Origin of the sequence: Sphingobacterium sp. E70 (genome assembly GCF_019285695.1) — a bacterium.
Classification (GTDB): Bacteria; Bacteroidota; Bacteroidia; order Sphingobacteriales; family Sphingobacteriaceae; genus Sphingobacterium; species Sphingobacterium detergens.
The window spans coordinates 1379715-1395718 of sequence record NZ_CP079104.1; the positions used below are offsets into that span (position 1 = coordinate 1379715).

General features: G+C 39.0%; 20 protein-coding genes and 4 pseudogenes. 16 read left to right on the top strand and 8 right to left on the bottom strand.

Annotation, left to right across the window (positions count from 1 at the left end; all coding sequences use genetic code 11):
- The first annotated feature begins 1 nt into the window (after position 1).
- The 6 genes and pseudogenes from KUH03_RS10050 (at position 2) to KUH03_RS10075 (ending at position 4565) form a co-directional block, all read left to right on the top strand.
- A pseudogene (locus KUH03_RS10050) lies at positions 2-975 on the top strand (electron transfer flavoprotein subunit alpha/FixB family protein).
- A gap of 202 nt (positions 976-1177) precedes the next feature.
- Positions 1178-1520, top strand: a pseudogene (locus KUH03_RS10055) (bifunctional nuclease family protein); the annotation flags it as partial.
- Between the two features lie 123 nt (positions 1521-1643).
- Positions 1644-1802 carry a UvrB/UvrC motif-containing protein gene (locus KUH03_RS10060; protein WP_257096864.1) on the top strand — a complete coding sequence of 53 codons (159 nt, stop codon included), beginning with the start codon at positions 1644-1646 and terminating at the stop codon, positions 1800-1802.
- Between the two features lie 109 nt (positions 1803-1911).
- Positions 1912-3046 (top strand): annotated as a pseudogene (locus KUH03_RS10065) (MFS transporter).
- A gap of 443 nt (positions 3047-3489) precedes the next feature.
- Complete coding sequence (locus KUH03_RS10070; protein ID WP_257093025.1) at positions 3490-3840, top strand: hypothetical protein; 351 nt, start codon at positions 3490-3492, stop codon at positions 3838-3840.
- Positions 3840-4565: a mechanosensitive ion channel family protein gene (locus KUH03_RS10075; protein WP_257093027.1), complete on the top strand. Its 726-nt coding sequence runs from the start codon at positions 3840-3842 to the stop codon at positions 4563-4565. Before KUH03_RS10070 ends, KUH03_RS10075 begins: the two co-directional genes overlap by 1 nt.
- A 441-nt stretch (positions 4566-5006) precedes the next feature.
- Here the strand turns inward: KUH03_RS10075 and KUH03_RS10080 are convergent, their stop codons facing one another.
- The 5 genes from KUH03_RS10080 to KUH03_RS10100 all read right to left on the bottom strand — a co-directional run bounded on the left by KUH03_RS10080 (position 5007) and on the right by KUH03_RS10100 (position 8102).
- Complete coding sequence (locus tag KUH03_RS10080) at positions 5007-6041, bottom strand: calcineurin-like phosphoesterase C-terminal domain-containing protein (RefSeq protein ID WP_257093029.1); 1035 nt, start codon at positions 6039-6041, stop codon at positions 5007-5009.
- On the bottom strand, positions 5945-6565 hold the full coding sequence (locus tag KUH03_RS10085; RefSeq protein WP_257093031.1) for a metallophosphoesterase N-terminal domain-containing protein: 621 nt from the start codon (positions 6563-6565) through the stop codon (positions 5945-5947). Before KUH03_RS10085 ends, KUH03_RS10080 begins: the two co-directional genes overlap by 97 nt.
- A gap of 430 nt (positions 6566-6995) precedes the next feature.
- Positions 6996-7415 (bottom strand): hypothetical protein, encoded by a 420-nt coding sequence (locus KUH03_RS10090; RefSeq protein ID WP_120260009.1) that lies wholly within the window; start codon positions 7413-7415, stop codon positions 6996-6998.
- Positions 7416-7570: 155 nt separating this feature from the next.
- Positions 7571-7714: a hypothetical protein gene (locus KUH03_RS10095; RefSeq protein WP_257093033.1), complete on the bottom strand. Its 144-nt coding sequence runs from the start codon at positions 7712-7714 to the stop codon at positions 7571-7573.
- Between the two features lie 4 nt (positions 7715-7718).
- On the bottom strand, positions 7719-8102 hold the full coding sequence (locus tag KUH03_RS10100) for a C40 family peptidase (RefSeq protein ID WP_257093035.1): 384 nt from the start codon (positions 8100-8102) through the stop codon (positions 7719-7721).
- Between the two features lie 448 nt (positions 8103-8550).
- Here KUH03_RS10100 and KUH03_RS10105 point away from each other — a divergent pair, with 448 nt between their 5' ends.
- From KUH03_RS10105 to KUH03_RS10115, 3 genes are read left to right on the top strand one after another with little or no spacing between them, the layout of a single operon-like run.
- Entirely contained in the window at positions 8551-8841 is a 291-nt protein-coding gene (locus KUH03_RS10105) for a hypothetical protein (protein WP_257093037.1), read from the top strand.
- Entirely contained in the window at positions 8838-9029 is a 192-nt protein-coding gene (locus tag KUH03_RS10110) for a hypothetical protein (protein ID WP_257093039.1), read from the top strand. The genes KUH03_RS10105 and KUH03_RS10110 overlap by 4 nt, the downstream gene beginning before the upstream one ends.
- A complete protein-coding gene (locus KUH03_RS10115) occupies positions 9023-9346 on the top strand; it encodes a DMT family transporter (RefSeq protein ID WP_257093041.1) in 324 nt (107 codons plus the stop codon). The genes KUH03_RS10110 and KUH03_RS10115 overlap by 7 nt, the downstream gene beginning before the upstream one ends.
- 110 nt (positions 9347-9456) lie before the next feature.
- Here the strand turns inward: KUH03_RS10115 and mtaB are convergent.
- Positions 9457-10778: pseudogene (gene mtaB / locus KUH03_RS10120) on the bottom strand (tRNA (N(6)-L-threonylcarbamoyladenosine(37)-C(2))-methylthiotransferase MtaB).
- Positions 10779-11058: 280 nt separating this feature from the next.
- On the opposite strand from mtaB, the gene KUH03_RS10125 reads away from it, so the two are divergent.
- The 5 genes from KUH03_RS10125 to KUH03_RS10145 all read left to right on the top strand — a co-directional run bounded on the left by KUH03_RS10125 (position 11059) and on the right by KUH03_RS10145 (position 13382).
- Positions 11059-11904 carry a thymidylate synthase gene (locus tag KUH03_RS10125; protein ID WP_257093043.1) on the top strand — a complete coding sequence of 282 codons (846 nt, stop codon included), beginning with the start codon at positions 11059-11061 and terminating at the stop codon, positions 11902-11904.
- A gap of 47 nt (positions 11905-11951) precedes the next feature.
- Entirely contained in the window at positions 11952-12302 is a 351-nt protein-coding gene (locus KUH03_RS10130) for a dihydrofolate reductase (RefSeq protein ID WP_257093045.1), read from the top strand.
- Positions 12197-12445, top strand: coding sequence for a dihydrofolate reductase (locus KUH03_RS10135; RefSeq protein ID WP_306429721.1), 249 nt, complete (start codon positions 12197-12199; stop codon positions 12443-12445). Before KUH03_RS10130 ends, KUH03_RS10135 begins: the two co-directional genes overlap by 106 nt.
- Positions 12446-12528: 83 nt before the next feature.
- A complete protein-coding gene (locus tag KUH03_RS10140; RefSeq protein WP_257093046.1) occupies positions 12529-12888 on the top strand; it encodes a hypothetical protein in 360 nt (119 codons plus the stop codon).
- Positions 12885-13382 (top strand): class A beta-lactamase-related serine hydrolase, encoded by a 498-nt coding sequence (locus tag KUH03_RS10145; RefSeq protein WP_257093048.1) that lies wholly within the window; start codon positions 12885-12887, stop codon positions 13380-13382. Before KUH03_RS10140 ends, KUH03_RS10145 begins: the two co-directional genes overlap by 4 nt.
- Before the next feature lie 419 nt (positions 13383-13801).
- Here the strand turns inward: KUH03_RS10145 and KUH03_RS10150 are convergent, their stop codons facing one another.
- Positions 13802-14785, bottom strand: coding sequence for an ATP-grasp domain-containing protein (locus KUH03_RS10150; RefSeq protein ID WP_306429722.1), 984 nt, complete (start codon positions 14783-14785; stop codon positions 13802-13804).
- A gap of 114 nt (positions 14786-14899) precedes the next feature.
- On the opposite strand from KUH03_RS10150, the gene KUH03_RS10155 reads away from it, so the two are divergent.
- Both KUH03_RS10155 and KUH03_RS10160 read left to right on the top strand, forming a co-directional pair.
- Positions 14900-15397 (top strand): PASTA domain-containing protein, encoded by a 498-nt coding sequence (locus tag KUH03_RS10155; RefSeq protein ID WP_257093050.1) that lies wholly within the window; start codon positions 14900-14902, stop codon positions 15395-15397.
- Complete coding sequence (locus KUH03_RS10160; RefSeq protein ID WP_257093052.1) at positions 15394-15600, top strand: PASTA domain-containing protein; 207 nt, start codon at positions 15394-15396, stop codon at positions 15598-15600. The genes KUH03_RS10155 and KUH03_RS10160 overlap by 4 nt, the downstream gene beginning before the upstream one ends.
- On the opposite strand, the gene KUH03_RS10165 is transcribed toward KUH03_RS10160, so the two are convergent.
- A complete protein-coding gene (locus KUH03_RS10165; protein WP_257093055.1) occupies positions 15578-15802 on the bottom strand; it encodes a hypothetical protein in 225 nt (74 codons plus the stop codon). The genes KUH03_RS10160 and KUH03_RS10165 overlap by 23 nt on opposite strands.
- Positions 15803-16004: the final 202 nt, after the last annotated feature.

Here is a 16004-nt window from a genome sequence, read left to right on the forward strand (position 1 = left end):
TATGTCAATACTAGTATATGTAGAAAATACCGATGGCAAATTCAAGAAGTCCGCTTTTGAAGTAGTTTCTTATGCGAAAGCCATCGCTGATAATACAAACACTGATCTTGTTGCCATTTCCATTGGTAATGTTGCGCAGGATGAACTTGCTGCACTGGGCAACTATGGTGCTTCCAAAGTACTCAGCGTCAATAATGAGCAACTCTCCTCTTTCGTCAATCAGGCTTATGCAAGCATTATCGCTGAGGCTGTCAAAAGCATAGGAGCTAATCTGCTTGTACTTTCCAATTCATTCTCAGGTAAAGGACTTGCTCCCCGGATTGCTGCAAAACTCCATGCTGCTCTTGCGGATGGCGCGCTTTCCTTACCAACTATCGAAGGCGAAAAATTAACTATTAAAAAGACCGCATTCTCGAATAAAGCATTTGCCACAGTAGAATTGACCGCAGCAACCAAGGTCATTGCCCTTAGTCCCAATGCTTACGAGACCAAGGAAACCGGAGGCACTGCTGTAGTTGAATCATTTACGGCAAATATTGCCCAAGCAGACTTCTCTACAATCGTCAAGGAGATTGTACGTGCGACAGATAAAGTCTCATTACCTGAGGCAGAAATCGTTGTCTCCGCAGGCCGTGGACTAAAGGGTCCTGAAAACTGGGGAATGATCGAAGAGTTAGCAGATGTCCTTGGTGCCGCCACAGCATGTTCAAAACCTGTTTCTGATGCAGGATGGCGCCCCATTCTGAACACGTTGGCCAAACGGGCATTGTTGTGAGTCCTAATCTCTACATCGCAATTGGTATCTCAGGTGCTATCCAACACTTGGCTGGGGTCAGCTCATCGAAAACTATTGTTGTCATCAACAAGGATCCCGAAGCGCCATTCTTCAAAGTTGCTGATTATGGTATTATTGGTGATGCATTTGATATTGTACCCAAATTGACACAAGCATTAAAAGCTTACAAAGGTAGTTAAGCTTTTTATACCATATTTTCCTCCCCATTCATAAAAAAGTGAATGGGGAGTTTTCGTTTTGCCTTTCAATATTTGCACTCTCCACATTCGAAAAGGTCTTAATTACTAAGGAGAAATCGATAAATTTGTTTCACACAGAACGTAATTATAATTGCATATAAAAGCAAATTTATCTAAGTTTGTACACCGCTTTGGAATTAAAATGAAGAAAATCAGATTAGATATAGTTGGTTTATCCTATAGTCAAACACAGTCTGGGGCTTATGCCCTGGTATTGGGAGAAGTGGAGGGCAACAGAAGATTGCCCATCATTATTGGTAGCCATGAAGCCCAAGCTATTGCTATTCGGATAGAAAAAATGATTCCAAGCCGCCCCTTACGCATGACCTATTTCAATCTTTCGCGGAATCTTTTGGTATTAAACTCGTTGAGGTACTTATCTATAACTTGATTGAGGGTATTTTTATGCGAAGATTATTTGTTCTGACGGCAACAAGATGGTTGAAATTGATGCACGAACCTCCGATGCCGTTGCGCTGGCCGTTCGATTTGAAGCCCCAATTTACGCCTATGAATTTATCATGTCATCTGCGGGAATCATTATTGAGGGACATGAATTCGCATTTTTGGAAAATTTGGACAAAGCCAACAAAGTACAAGATCCCAATATGGTTGAGGTCGAAGAAAAGACTCCTTCCAAATCCCCTAACAACCCTTTTTCTTCGTTGACAGACGAACAATTGGAGCAAGCACTCAACCAAGCATTAACGGAAGAGAATTACGAGCAAGCAGCGTTGATTAGGGATGAAATTTCCAAAAGAAAATAACTCCTCTCTCTAAAGCGAAACAAAAACTCTAAATAATATCGTTTTATGTCTATTAAATTAAGATTGACCATTATGAGCTTCTTTCAGTTTTTTTGTCTGGGGAGCATGGTTGATTACAATAGCTAACTATTGGTTTGGCACAAAGCAATGGGATGGCACACAATTCGGCGCTATCTTCGCGACAATGGGAATAGCTTCGCTATTTATGCCAACATTAATGGGGATCATTGCAGACCGCTGGATAAATGCTGAAAAACTATATTTCATACTGCATTTATGTTATGCTGCCGTTCTTTTCTATTTACCGCAGGTAAATGATCCTAACACCTTTTTTATGTGATGCTCGCGGCCATGTGTTTCTACATGCCTACATTGGCCCTATCCAACTCAATCGCTTATACGGCGTTGAATGAAAACAACTACGATCTGGTCAAAGCATTCCCTCCGATCCGTGTTTTCGGGACTCTCGGATTTATCGTTGCCATGTGGATTACAAATCTTACAGGCAATAAAGCGACGGGCTACCAATTTTATATTGCCGGAACAGCCGCCCTCTCTTTAAGTCTATATGCACTGACTTTACCCAAATGCCCACCTAAAAGACTCCAGCAGGAAAATGCCTCTTGGACGCAATTGCTGGGGCTAGAAGCTTTTAAATTATTTAAAAGCTATAAGATGGCATTGTTCTTCGTTTTCTCCATGTTCTTAGGTGCGGCTTTACAATTAACCAATGCCTATGGAGATGTATTTTTGGACGAATTTAAATTTTTCCCTAAATATGCTGAGTCAATAGTAGTAAAACGTTCGACAATCATTATGTCCATCTCGCAATTCTCCGAAACATTGTTCATTTTGGCCATACCATTCTTTTTAAAAGATTTGGTATTAAGAAAGTCATGTTGATCTCTATGTTTGCTTGGGTCTTGCGCTTCGGCTTATTCTCGTTCGGGGATCCGGCAGGAGGCTTATGGATGATTGTACTTTCTTGTATCGTCTACGGAATGGCATTTGACTTTTTCAATATCTCGGGTTCCCTATTTGTAGAGACATCTACGACTTCAAGCATACGTAGTTCTGCCCAGGGCTTATTTATGATGATGACTAATGGTTTTGGTGCAGTGTTTGGCAGTTACGCTTCAGGGTGGATTATCGATCATTATTTTACCAAAAGCTTTCAGAGTGGACAAGATCTTGCCCAATACCTGGACACGAATATCAACGATGTACATTTTCTACATTTTTGAAGGGGAAAAAATCTCCTTATTATCTGATGGGATATTAAGTAAGAATTTGATGCTCAGAGACTGGCATAACATCTGGCTTGCCTTTGCCATCTACACGCTAATTATAGCAATTCTCTTCGCAGTATTCTTTAGACATAAACATGAGCGTGAATCGCAAAATTAAAAATAACAAAAAGCCGCAAATGCGGCTTTTTGTATATTTGCAGGATGCAAAACACAACAACAGAATTGTTGAAGGATTCTCAATCCCAAATTTATAACTGGACTTTTCAATGGATTAAAAATCTTGGTTTGGATAACCAAACCAATCATTTTATCAACTCAATTATTTTATTGTTGTTGGTTGTCTTATTTTTGATCATTGTTGATTATTTCAGCAAAAAACACTCTTATTATTAACTATCAAAGCCATCCGAAGAAGCACCAACCGATTTGATGACTTATTGATTCGGAATAAAACGTTAAAACTGGTTGCCCATTTTGTCCCCATATTGGTCGCACAGTATATCATACCCGTTATTTTCATGGGTTTCCCGAATTGGAAAGAAAACATCAACAAATTGCTGGCGATTGCCACTACGGTTGTCAGTTTACTGATTGTACACTCCTTGTTAAAAAGTATTCGGGATATATTACGAACAAAAAAATCCTTTGCGGACAAACCATTAGAAAGCTATTTACAAGTCTGCCAGATCATCATGCTCTTTATCGGTGGTACCATCTGTTTTTCGATCTTGACAGGTAGTTCTCCTGGTCATTTCTTTTATCACTGGGCGCAGCCTCAGCGATCCTGATGTTGGTCTTCAAAGACACCATCTTAGGCTTTGTCGCCAGTATACAGGTCTCGGCCAATGATTCAATACGTGTAGGTGACTGGATAGAAATGCCTAAATACGGAGCCGACGGGACCGTAAAGGAAATCAATCTCAACAATGTTAAAGTGCAGAACTTCGATAAGACCATCACAACAATCCCAACACATACCTTATTATCGGATTCCTTTAAGAATTATAGGGGCATGCAGCAATCTGGAGGAAGGCGCCTAAAAAGAGCTATAAATATTAAAATTTCCACGATCCGTTTTTTAGCTAATGAAGAGATCGAAGGATTAAAGAATATACAGATACTCCGTCCCTATATCGAAGACCGTGCAAGAACAATAGATGAATTTAACAGCATTCATCAGATTGACCCTTCCAATCCAATTAATGGCAGGAAAATGACCAATTTGGGTATGTTTCGCGCCTATGCACTTACCTACCTCCGTCAAAATCCCCATATCCATAAAGCCATGCCCTTAATGGTCCGGCAGTTGGCATCGACCGAACATGGGGTACCGATCGAACTTTACTTCTTTGTCAATGATATACGCTGGGAATATTATGAAGGTATTGTATCTGATGTTTTTGACCATCTGTTTGCCGCCACAAAATATTTTGACCTCGAAATATTTGAAAATCCCGCTTCGGATGATTTTAGACAATTTATAAGAACACAAAAAATCAGTGTATTGAATTAGTGCCAGTAACAAGCGCTATCCATAAAAACAGTGAAAGGTAATCCGGGAGATTACCTTTTCACTTTAAAAACAAACTAAATTTTTAGACGTGTTTCACAACAGATCTACACATTAACCCTAACTCTTTATGAATCAAAAATTACTCTACACAAATATAGGACTGCTATGTTAAGTCCATCTTAAGCTAACTTTAAACTTAAAACAATTCGACAAATAGTTATTTAAATCATTTAATACGCATCTTTTACCAATAAATCAGACTTCAATACGCTTAAAATAAATTTTGGTTCGTCAACTGAACCAACCCTATAAGATTGTGTGCCAAACCTGTTGGAATTGTTTTCGATTAATTTCTTACCCCTATCGCAATAGGGATACTGTGGTGTTTCCAAAAGAAAAGGCAATCCGAAGATTACCTTTCCTGGAATAGTAAATACTCAATTATTCCACCACAATACTTTTCGTCGCGAAATGTTCTCTGTTGAACATATCTATTGCCCTAATTTCGATCTGATATTTCCCTGTTTTAAGTTTCGGCAAATTCGTTACCCACAGATGGCTGGATTTTTCCGGATTAGATGGGCGGCGAGTTGTCATCAGCTTTTCGGCGGTATCGTATTTCGCTAGGGACTTTAAGAAAGCCGGATCATTCTCATTCACATATTCCATCTCTTTCCAATCTCCTTGGTTAATTCGATAAGCCACTTTATCCCCTTCTCTACCAATGAAGAAGTTTGCATAAATCGGATATCTTTTCGTATACTTTTCGGGTACTACGGAAGCACCATAAATATCGATCTGATAGCTTGCCGGCTTACCTACCACTTTATAATCGAAACTATATTGATTACCTTCAATTTTCAAAACGGCATAACCCTTTGGTGTACCATCCCGCATGGTAGAAACCGGAATTCCCTTGTCATTCAACTCGCCTGAATACCAATCTCCTGATGTGGTTCCGACATTATATTCGTGGTGCGCATGCTCCTGTTTCCAACCATCTTTCTGTCCATAAAAATATTGACGTTGAAAATGTGTATGTGCCGAAAGCGAAAGTGTATGCTCAAAAGGGGCTAAAATATCAAAAAGACGCTGTCTGTCTTCATTGCGAAACACATTCGAGTTTTCATGATATAATGGGATATGGAACGAAAGGATAATCAATTTGTCTTTAGCTACCTGCTTTAAGTCATTCTCAACAAAATCCAATTGATCTTTCCGAAAACCACCGAGATATCCTTTTCCGGTACGTGGATTGGGATAGATAATATTGTCCAACACAATGAAGTGTGCATTCCCATAATTAAAGGAATAATTGTTGGGACCAAAAGTTCGCTCAAAAGACTCATCCGAAAGGCTGTCGGTTTTGGCATCATAGTTCATGTCGTGATTTCCCATGACATTATACCAAGGTAGTCCCATCGTAGAAATGACCGACTTGTATTTTGGCTGAAGAGACAAATCATCACCGACCAAATCTCCGAGACTGATTCCGAATTTAGCGACAGATTTGTCCGCAATCTCGTTGATGATGCCATCCTTAAAAATCCCAGTTCTTCCTCGGTATATGCTTGTGGGTCACCAAAGACAAAAGCGGAAAAATTGGCTTGCTCTTCCTGTTGATATAAAGCAAAGTTCACGCTGGCGGGGATTTTACCCGTTGCTGTAACACCAGGATATTTTGATGCTGGGCTACCATTGACTTTGTGTATATAATAGAATTTTGGATGGTTATTCTCATCTACGGGTACTGCATATCCTGAAGGTTTGACAACAAAAATGATATTATCATTTCCAACTGGTAATTTATAGTTACCTTCTTTATCTGTGGCAACAACTTCGCGACCGTTACTAACCGAAACAGATGGTATCCCCTTCTCATTCTTATCTAGTTTTCCATTTCTGTTTACATCTAGAAAAACTTTTCCCTTTGCAAATTCTTGTGCTTGTACTGTCTGGGCCAGCGCCAAAGAAATGGTCAATGCCATAAATGTTTTCATATCGAACGTTAGTTTTGCCGCTAAAGTACCCTATTAGCATTAAGACAATATCAATTGAATATAAAGGATTCGTAAATATAAACGCGTATCAAAGAGTGATCAACTTAACAAATAACACCTAATTAGTTCTTATATAATAGGGATTTAAATCGGGCTTTATACGTGTTTATCCGAATGAGATCCGAGTGAGGTCCGTATAAGGTCCGTATCAAGTCCCTGTTAGTCTATTATTTATTATGAATTTGTCACCCACTTGATATAAGGTTTTCCGACATCATTTCATTCCAATTTTAGGATTATAATGGCACGAAATTATTTGATTAGTTTGGCTTATCGATAAAGGATCCCATTAAATCGGAAAAAGCGTTGAAAAAGAAGGAGAAACCAAATGCTTGGTCTCTCCTTCTTTCAATAAATATAATTATTGTTATTATCTTGCTTGGGCAGTCGCTAACATACGATTTACTTCGTCTATCATCGATTTGGCGGCATCATGCATTCGTGGATTGCCTGCAAAGTCCGCATCTAAAGTGACTCGTTTTGATTTATCTTTGTAATTATATTCCAGATAAAAACGAGGTACTTTAGAATTTGTGGAGTCCTTTTTCCATTCTGGACCTGTCATATCGGTATCTAAATTCCAAAACCCTAATTCCATTGCTTTGCGGTGCAAATACAATAAATCATCTTTTGTGAACTTTACAGTATCCGTAATTAATGAATCTTGTTTGTCTAAATATTTATAGATACGCGTTTTCGAATTGTATTCATTGACCATATGATTCGGTTCACCATATTTGAATTCAATGGATTCAAAATCAGCAAAACGGAAGGGTGCGTTTTTAATCATATTGCTATAATAATAAACACAATACATTAAAAATGGCACAATAATACAAAGGCCTAAAAAATCTTTTTACTCTTTATTGTCATTTCTATAAAATTTTGACAAAAATAAGGATTTATATAGGGTATAAAAGTTTATGTCAAGATATGACATAAAACCTACATGGATTTCACCTGCTTAGATCTTTGGGAACCAGCATCAACGAAAGTTTTGGCGTACCAGCTATCCGTCAGATCTGATATAATAACCCCTTTGCGCGTTGAGACATGAACAAATTTATTGTTGTGTAAGTATACGCCCACATGGTCAATTCCTTTTTACCGAAAGAAAAAACACCAAATCACCTTCTTCCAATTTCTCAGGCTTCTTTCTTTTCACAATGCCTTCCATATCTCGTGATGTCCGCGGAAGATTGCCTTTGTAGACTTCGATATATAACAGATTAACGAAACCCGAACAGTCCACTCCGCTTTTGGTCTGTCCACCCATTCGATGCGGTATCCCCATCCAGTCATCGATAAATGAATAGAGCTGTGCGTTTAGCTTCTTCGTACTTACATTCAGTAAGGAAGCATAATTATCAAGACGAGATCCCGAAAAGGTTTTTCCCGCGCCGAACTTGCATCTGTCAATACCGAACCACTGGATGAACGTGAACCGGAGGTAAGTACCTTTTTCTTCGTTGAACAACTGCTCAAGAATAGTAGTGCGCTTAAACAGAAGATAAAATAAGACTTAGCAATCATTATGTTCGATTTACTTTCCTGTAAGACAAACTTAAATAAATTGCCCCTGATATACAACCTATTTACCCCCTTCCTAAAAAACAATTTATTCATTCTCCTTATTTTATTGATAAGCTATTCGTCATAAAGGATTATTTCCACGCACTGAGTAGTTAGGATTGATTGATCTTCATTGAAGCTTTTAGTTCAACTATCCCCAACAGCCGCGGATCTATCCTTTTTCCCTACCAAGAACGAAGGATCGGAAAAAGAATTGTCCAGAAATCGTAACTTTGCCGCCTAATTTATTTGAGAATGGAAAAATTAAAAGGTGCATTAGCCGTCTTTTTAGGTGCGAGTAGTTTTGGGATACTATCAACGTTTGTAAAAAAGCATATGGTCAGGGGCTTACTTTGGGAGAGGTAACAGGGATTCAGGTATTATTTGGCATGCTTATGCTTTGGCTTATCTTTATCGTGATCAAACTATTTTCTGGAAAATCCTTTCAATCTTCAACTAAAAAATCATCTTGGGTCAAAATATTGATCAGTGGTACATCAACGGGGCTCGTGAGTGTCTTATACTATAAATGTGTGCAGCTGGTTCCGGCATCTCTTGCTATTGTCCTACTGATGCAATATATATGGATCGGTGTGGTCATTGAATTTATCTTTTTCAAAACAAAACCATCAAAAACAACTTGATCGGTATTGGTATCGTATTGATTGCAACATTATTGGCAACAGGGCTCATTGAGAAGGGATTGGAGGATCTCAACTTAACAGGTCTATTATTTGGGTTCTTGGCAGCTACCGCTTATTCGGTTTTTATGATCGTGAATGGCCGTGTGGGCAATGATTACCATCAATACAAAAAAGTGCAATCATGGTAACAGGTTCCTGCATTTTGATTTTCACGTTATTTCCACCGAACTATTTATTTAATGGCCAATTTGATGCTAATTTTCTCCATTTTGGACTGATCCTATCTTTATTTGGCACCGTCATTCCACCATTGCTATTCGCTTATGGTTTACCAAAAACGGGCTTCTCTTTAGGTGGAATATTAAGTTCTGCAGAATTACCTGTAGCTACTTGTATGTCTTATTTTATATTACATGAATCCGTTTCGTTGGTACAATGGATCGGTGTTCTTTTGATTTTAGGTACAGTGATCTGGTTAAATGCCGCAAAAAGCAGTGCGCACTAATCAAAAGCATACACTTAGGATCGAAAGATCTCGAAATGAAACTTTTCTTTAGTAAAAAGGGCAATCTTATAGAAGATTGCCCTTTTTATGAATGTATAATTCTTAAAAAATTAATGCGCTAATGTTTCAGGAACCTCCTCGACTTCTACTTCACACGTATCTGTTACTTCCATAAATTTGACTGGTACAACCTCGTTCACCAATAACGGATCATACAAAGTCCTCACCTTGACATAATTCTTGGAGAAACCATGCATATAACCGTCTTTTTCATCTGCTTCGAACAGGACATCACCTTGGGCTCCAAGCTGTGATTCATAAAAAGCGCGACGTTTCTTCTCTGAAAGAATATGCAACATCTTACTTCTATCACTACGTTGTGCTCCGGGTACAGCTCCTTCCATTTGGGCAGCAATGGTATTTTCACGTTCTGAATAGGTAAAAACGTGCAAATAGGAAATATCCATATCGTTCAGAAAATTATAGGTGTCTATAAAGTCTTCACGCGTTTCTCCAGGAAATCCAACAATCACGTCAACACCTATACAACAGTTCGGCATTAATGACTTGATGAATTCCACACGTTCTGTATACAATTCCCGTTTATACCTCCGGCGCATCAGACCCAAAATCTTGTTGCTTCCTGACTGTAATGGCATATGAAAATGCGGAACAAATCTTTTGGATTGTGCGACAAACTCGATGATGTCATTGGAGAGTAAATTAGGTTCAATTGAAGATATACGTATTCGGTCAATACCATCCACCTCATCCAGTGCTTTTACCAAATCCAGGAAGCGGTCTTCACGCTTACCATCCCGAATACCAAAATCCCCAATATTCACCCCGGTCAGTACGATTTCTTTTACACCCGAAGCAGCAATTTCTTCCGCTTGCTTGACAATTTCTTCAATCTTTCCTGAGCGGCTTCCACCACGTGCCAAAGGGATTGTACAGAAAGTACATGAATAGTCACATCCATCCTGTACTTTTAAAAGGTACGCGTACGGTCGCCTATGGAATAAGCCGACACAAATTGATTGGTTTCATCAATCGGGCCGTTATAAACAATTGTTTTTTCCTGTTTGGTCAGGTCATTGATATGTTCAATGATATTAAATTTCTCAGCAGCTCCCAATACCATATCTACACCAGGAATCTCCGCGATCTCCTTTGGTTTTAGTTGAGCATAACAACCAACAATGGTAATATAGGCATTCGGAGAGTGCTTTAAAGCTTCTTTGACCACTTTTCTACACTTCTTGTCAGCATTGTCCGTTACAGAACATGTATTGATTACATAGACGTCCGCACGGCTATTGAACGCTGTTGTATCATAGCCCGCATCCTTAAATAAACGTCCTATGGATGATGTCTCCGAATAATTCAGTTTACATCCAAGTGTATAAAAAGCTACTTTTTTATTCTCCATAATATTTTGCAAAATTACATTTTTTTCAGTAACCCCTCTTATCATTTTAAGTTTTGACTTTCTCGTTATAAGGATTTTCCTTAGTTTTGACTATCTTGAAAGGTTGGATGCACTAGAGAATTTAAATTTTATAGCTAAAGGCAGATACAGCATCCATTGGCTATGGTTTAATGCAATTTTGATATAGGAGGCTATGTAAAAAAGCACACACCTATCATATAAGCAGCAGAACATACATATTCAAACCTCAAATATTAAGCGTTTAATAAATAAATTACAGATGAAACAATATTTAGATTTACTCAGACACGTATATACGAATGGTGTTGTAAAAACGGATCGTACCGGGACAGGTACCAAAAGTGTCTTTGGATATCAGATGCGTTTCAACCTTCAGGAAGGATTTCCGCTAGTAACAACAAAAAAATTGCACTTGCGATCAATTCTTCACGAGTTAATCTGGTTTTTAAAAGGTGAAACCAATATTCAGTATTTAAAAGAAAATGGGGTGAGTATCTGGGACGAATGGGCTGACGAACAGGGAAACCTAGGCCCTGTCTATGGTTCGCAATGGCGCTCTTGGCCAACACCTGATGGTCGTCATATCGATCAGATCACACAGGTTATCAACCAGTTGAAAAATTCACCTGATTCCCGTCGCATTATTGTATCGGCATGGAATGTTGCTGAAATCGAAAACATGGCCTTGCCCCCTTGTCATGCTTTTTTTCAATTTTATGTAGCACCAGCACAGCCTGAGAAGGGGATTATGAAGCCGCAATTATCCTGTCAGCTTTATCAACGTAGCGCCGACATATTTTTAGGTGTTCCTTTCAATATTGCCTCTTATGCGCTGTTGACGATGATGGTGGCACAAGTCTGTGATATGGAAGCCGCTGAATTTATCCATACATTGGGCGATGCACATATCTATAGCAATCACTTTGAACAAACGGAACTACAGTTGAGCCGTGATCCAAAGCCATTGCCACAAATGAAGATAAACCCAGAGGTGAAAGATATTTTTGATTTCAAATTCGAAGACTTCGAATTGCTGAATTATGAATCTCATGCTCATATAAAGCCCCTGTTGCAGTTTAGGAAAACCTTTAAGAAGCTGTCCTAATACGCAACATCATTTTACACAACAGAACTAATCTACACAACACAAAAATGAGTAACCCAACGATCACATTAATCGTAGCTGCCTCGGAAAACAATGCGATCGGCATCAATAATCAGATGCCTTGGCATTTACCAAATGACTTTAAATATTTTAAAAGAAACACCATTGAGCATTCTGTCCTGATGGGCAGAAAGACCTTTGACGCCATCGGTAAGGCATTGCCCGATCGAAGAAATATCGTCATCACGCGTAATGCTAATTTTCAGGAGAGGATATTGATGTTGCCAACAGTATCCAGGAGGCTCTTTTATATTGCCGTGACGAGCGTGAAATATTTATCATCGGTGGAGCAAATATCTATCAACAGGCTTTACCATTGGCAAACAAGATACTTTTGACACGTGTACACACAACGATTCAAGGAGATGCTTTCTTTCCCGAACTATCATCGGAAGAATGGGAACTGGTTTCCGCAGAACCGCATCAGGCAGATGATAAACATGCATTCAACTATACCTTTGAAGTGTATACAAGAAAATAATCATTGAAATGTTAAAATATTTATCTCTTGTTTTTATTTTACTTATGTCCAAGACATACGCTCAAAAGATAGATACCATATACTTGGAAAAATTACTTCAGAGTCGTCCTGATCTATTCCAACAAATATTAAATCATCCGACAAAGAATGAAGTGCAGATCCTCTACACTCAAATTGATCGTGATAAATCCAATATCCCACACTTCAGGTCTTATAGTTATCGACTGAATCCCAATTGGTATTTCTATCCGGCGAGTACCGTGAAACTGCCGACTGCGATTTTGGCTCTGGAAAAAATCAATGATTTACATATTAATGGCCTTACAAAAGAAACACCTCTACGCATTGACTCTGCTTTTGAAAAACAAACCAAAGTATCCGTGGACGAATCTGCCGTTAATGGTCTTCCGTCAATTGCTCAGTATGTAAAAAAATATTATTGACCAGTGACAATGATGCCCAAAACAGGCTGTTCGAATTTATTGGCCGTGCTGAGCTAAATGCAAAACTCAAAAAATATGGCACCAAGTACAGTCGAATTGTCAACCGCCTTGCTATAGGTGACAAGGGAATCTGGGCTAGACATACCAATCCCTTCACCTTCTATAACGGTGACCATATTATCTATCAGCAAAAAGAACAATTCGATCCCAAAGACTATGATATCAAGTTAGCCAATATACTTCAAGGGAAAGGTTACATGAATGATAAAGATGAACTCATCCACGAACCATGGAGTTTTGAAGGGCTAAACGTTTATGCACTAGCGGATCAACAGCTGATCTTGAAGAAATTACTTTTTCCAGAAGCATTCAAAAGCAAAGACAGGTTTAATTTACAAAAGAGGATTATACCCTACTCTATGATTATATGTCACGTTATCCATTTGAATCGGATTTCCCAAAATATGATTCGACAGAATTTGGCCAACATATAGCAAATTACTTTTCTATGGACGCGAAAAAGTGCAAAGCTAAACCCCAATATCCTTATTTTCAATAAGTATGGTGACTCCTATGGTTATAATATTGATAACGCTTATATTGTAGATTTTGAACATGGCGTAGAGTTTCTCCTTGCCGTCGTTGTCCAGTCTAATGAAAACGGTATTTATAATGACGGTATTTATGAATATGAGGCGGTCACCTATCCATTTTTGAAAAACATTGGACAGCTTATCTATCAGGAGGAATTAAAGAGAACAAAGAAAATCAAACCTGATTTATCCAAGTTTGATTTCAGAAAATAACAAAGGGCTTTCAAAAAATTGAAAGCCCCTTTGTGTTAGAAATGATCTATTTTATTTAGCGGATAATAAAGCACTTTCGATCAATTCACCATAGAAATCACCTTCTTTCATACCAAAGGCACGCACCTGCTGCGGATAAAACTCTGTGCTGTCTGCCCAGGAATTGTATTGATCTCAATAAAGTAAAACTTATCGGTACCATTTTCGAGGAAAAAGTCCACGCGTACCATACCTTTGCAATTCAACCTAACATAAATTTCCTTCAGAATACGGGCAGCACGTTCTTGTTGCTCTGTCGTCAGGTCTGCGGGTGTAATTTCCTCAGTCAAGCCAGGGATATATTTCGCTTCAAAATCAAAAAATTCACGTGTTGTACGAACCTCTGTTGCGGGCAACACGACCAACTCGCCTTTCGCATTACGGAAAATCCCTTCGGAAAACTCACGTCCGGTAACAAATTCTTCAACGATCACTTGCTTCCCCGTATTCTCGGCATCGAACGCTTTGTCAATAGCCTCCTGCAGTTGAGCCGATTCTTTCACCTTTGTCATTCCGATACTACTTCCACCAGCGTTAGGCTTCACAAAATACGGAAGGGAAAGGTTACTTTCTACGGTATTGATTGCTTCCGCTCGTTGTGATTCAAATAATAAAACAGACTTGGCCAGATACAATTCAGGAATATCACTTAATATCGCCTTTGTATAGCCCTTGTTCATCGTCAAAGCTGAAGTCAGTGCATCGCATGAAGTATAAGGAATATCCAGCAAATCAAAGTAGCTCTGTAGTCTTCCATCCTCTCCGGGTACGCCATGAACCATAATAAAGGCTAAGTCAAAACTTATTGTTTCTCCATTTAATGGTAAGGTAAAGCTTTCGCGCAGGATCGGATACTGCCGTCCATCTTTATCTGTATAAAACCATGTGTCTTTTGATATGGTAATCAGGTACACATCGTATTTGTCATGATCGAGTTGGGAATTGACAAAGGCAGAACTTTTAAAAGAAACTTCGGCCTCCCTGTATAACCTCCAGTTATTAATGCTATTTTTGCTTTCATAAATTTTAGCGATTCGAATAGCAAATATAATTTGCTATACACGGAAAAACGAATAATTTTGTGAGGAATAATTTTATTTAACCATTCTGCAAAATTGGCTTCAATATTTGGTTCTATGCAGAATTCATTTTTATCAAACACAGTAATGTCCAAAGTCGTACAATATCTTCAGACACCCACGTTCAGAAAAAATCTCATTGCCGCATTCATCGCGATAGTCTGCCTATTTCTTGCCGTATATGTGGGGCTGAAAATATATACTAAGCATGATGAATCTATTGCGGTTCCGAAAATAAAGGGACTTCATATCAACGCAGCCATCCAAGCCTTGGAGGATGCCGGATTAGAATATCAAATTGACTCCGTTTATCAGATGGATGCCAAACCCGGTCTGGTGATCGAACAAGATCCCGAGCAGGGATTTCACGTGAAATCTGCCCGAACAATTTATCTGACCATTATCACACAGGTGGCTCCAGAAGTCTCTTTCCCAAATATTAAAGATAAGACCCTGATCGAAGCAACAGCTATCCTGAAAAATCATAATCTTAAAATAGGAGACACTTCTTATGTTGCTGATATTGCTAGAGATATTGTTCTGGATGCCCATTTGCGGGTCAGTCCATCCGAAATGGCCGAATGATTCCAAAAGGTTCACGGATAGATCTTGTCCTCGGTAATGGTCTTGGGGCGAATGAAGTTGAAATCCCCAATCTGATCGGACTGCCTTTGAACGAAGCTAAATTTGCGCTCTCTGGTGCCGGACTTGGCTTGGGAACAGTAACCTACGATCCCAACGTAACCGATACAACAACAGCGGTGATCAGTGTGCAATCTCCGGGGTAGAAAAGGGATTAACGAGCTTAGGCGCCAAAATAGACGTGACACTTTCGTTGACAGCGCCTTCACCGACAACAGGTACACCGGGATCTACAACTGTACCCAAACCCCAGGTAACTCCGACGCAGTCGAACCCACCTGCCGCAAAGCCCGTTGCGCCGAAGCCCGCTACTACGACAAAAACGACAACAAACACCCCTCCCGCCAAGTCTTCAAATACAGCGCCTACAGCGGGGCAAAAAAGGAAAATAAAGCAAATAGTCTAGGCTTTTTAAAGCTATTATGAAACCTTCATGAGCCATAGATCATTTGTATAAAAGATGAGTCATAGGTTCATGAAGGTTTCATCACAGATATAAAAAAGTAATTCTGATGGAAAATAAAAAGGAATACCAAGTTGGTTAAAAATT

What these genes read in the sequence shown, in the direction of transcription:
- KUH03_RS10160 (WP_257093052.1), top strand. Translation starts at nt 15,394, where the DNA reads ATGATTCCAAAAGGTTCACGGATAGATCTTGTCCTCGGTAATGGTCTT.
- KUH03_RS10075 (WP_257093027.1), top strand. Translation starts at nt 3,840, where the DNA reads ATGTTGGTCTTCAAAGACACCATCTTAGGCTTTGTCGCCAGTATACAG.
- KUH03_RS10155 (WP_257093050.1), top strand. Translation starts at nt 14,900, where the DNA reads ATGTCCAAAGTCGTACAATATCTTCAGACACCCACGTTCAGAAAAAAT.
- KUH03_RS10060 (WP_257096864.1), top strand. Translation starts at nt 1,644, where the DNA reads ATGGTTGAGGTCGAAGAAAAGACTCCTTCCAAATCCCCTAACAACCCT.
- KUH03_RS10090 (WP_120260009.1), bottom strand. Translation starts at nt 7,415, where the DNA reads ATGATTAAAAACGCACCCTTCCGTTTTGCTGATTTTGAATCCATTGAA.
- KUH03_RS10125 (WP_257093043.1), top strand. Translation starts at nt 11,059, where the DNA reads ATGAAACAATATTTAGATTTACTCAGACACGTATATACGAATGGTGTT.
- KUH03_RS10085 (WP_257093031.1), bottom strand. Translation starts at nt 6,565, where the DNA reads ATGAAAACATTTATGGCATTGACCATTTCTTTGGCGCTGGCCCAGACA.
- KUH03_RS10130 (WP_257093045.1), top strand. Translation starts at nt 11,952, where the DNA reads ATGAGTAACCCAACGATCACATTAATCGTAGCTGCCTCGGAAAACAAT.
- KUH03_RS10115 (WP_257093041.1), top strand. Translation starts at nt 9,023, where the DNA reads ATGGTAACAGGTTCCTGCATTTTGATTTTCACGTTATTTCCACCGAAC.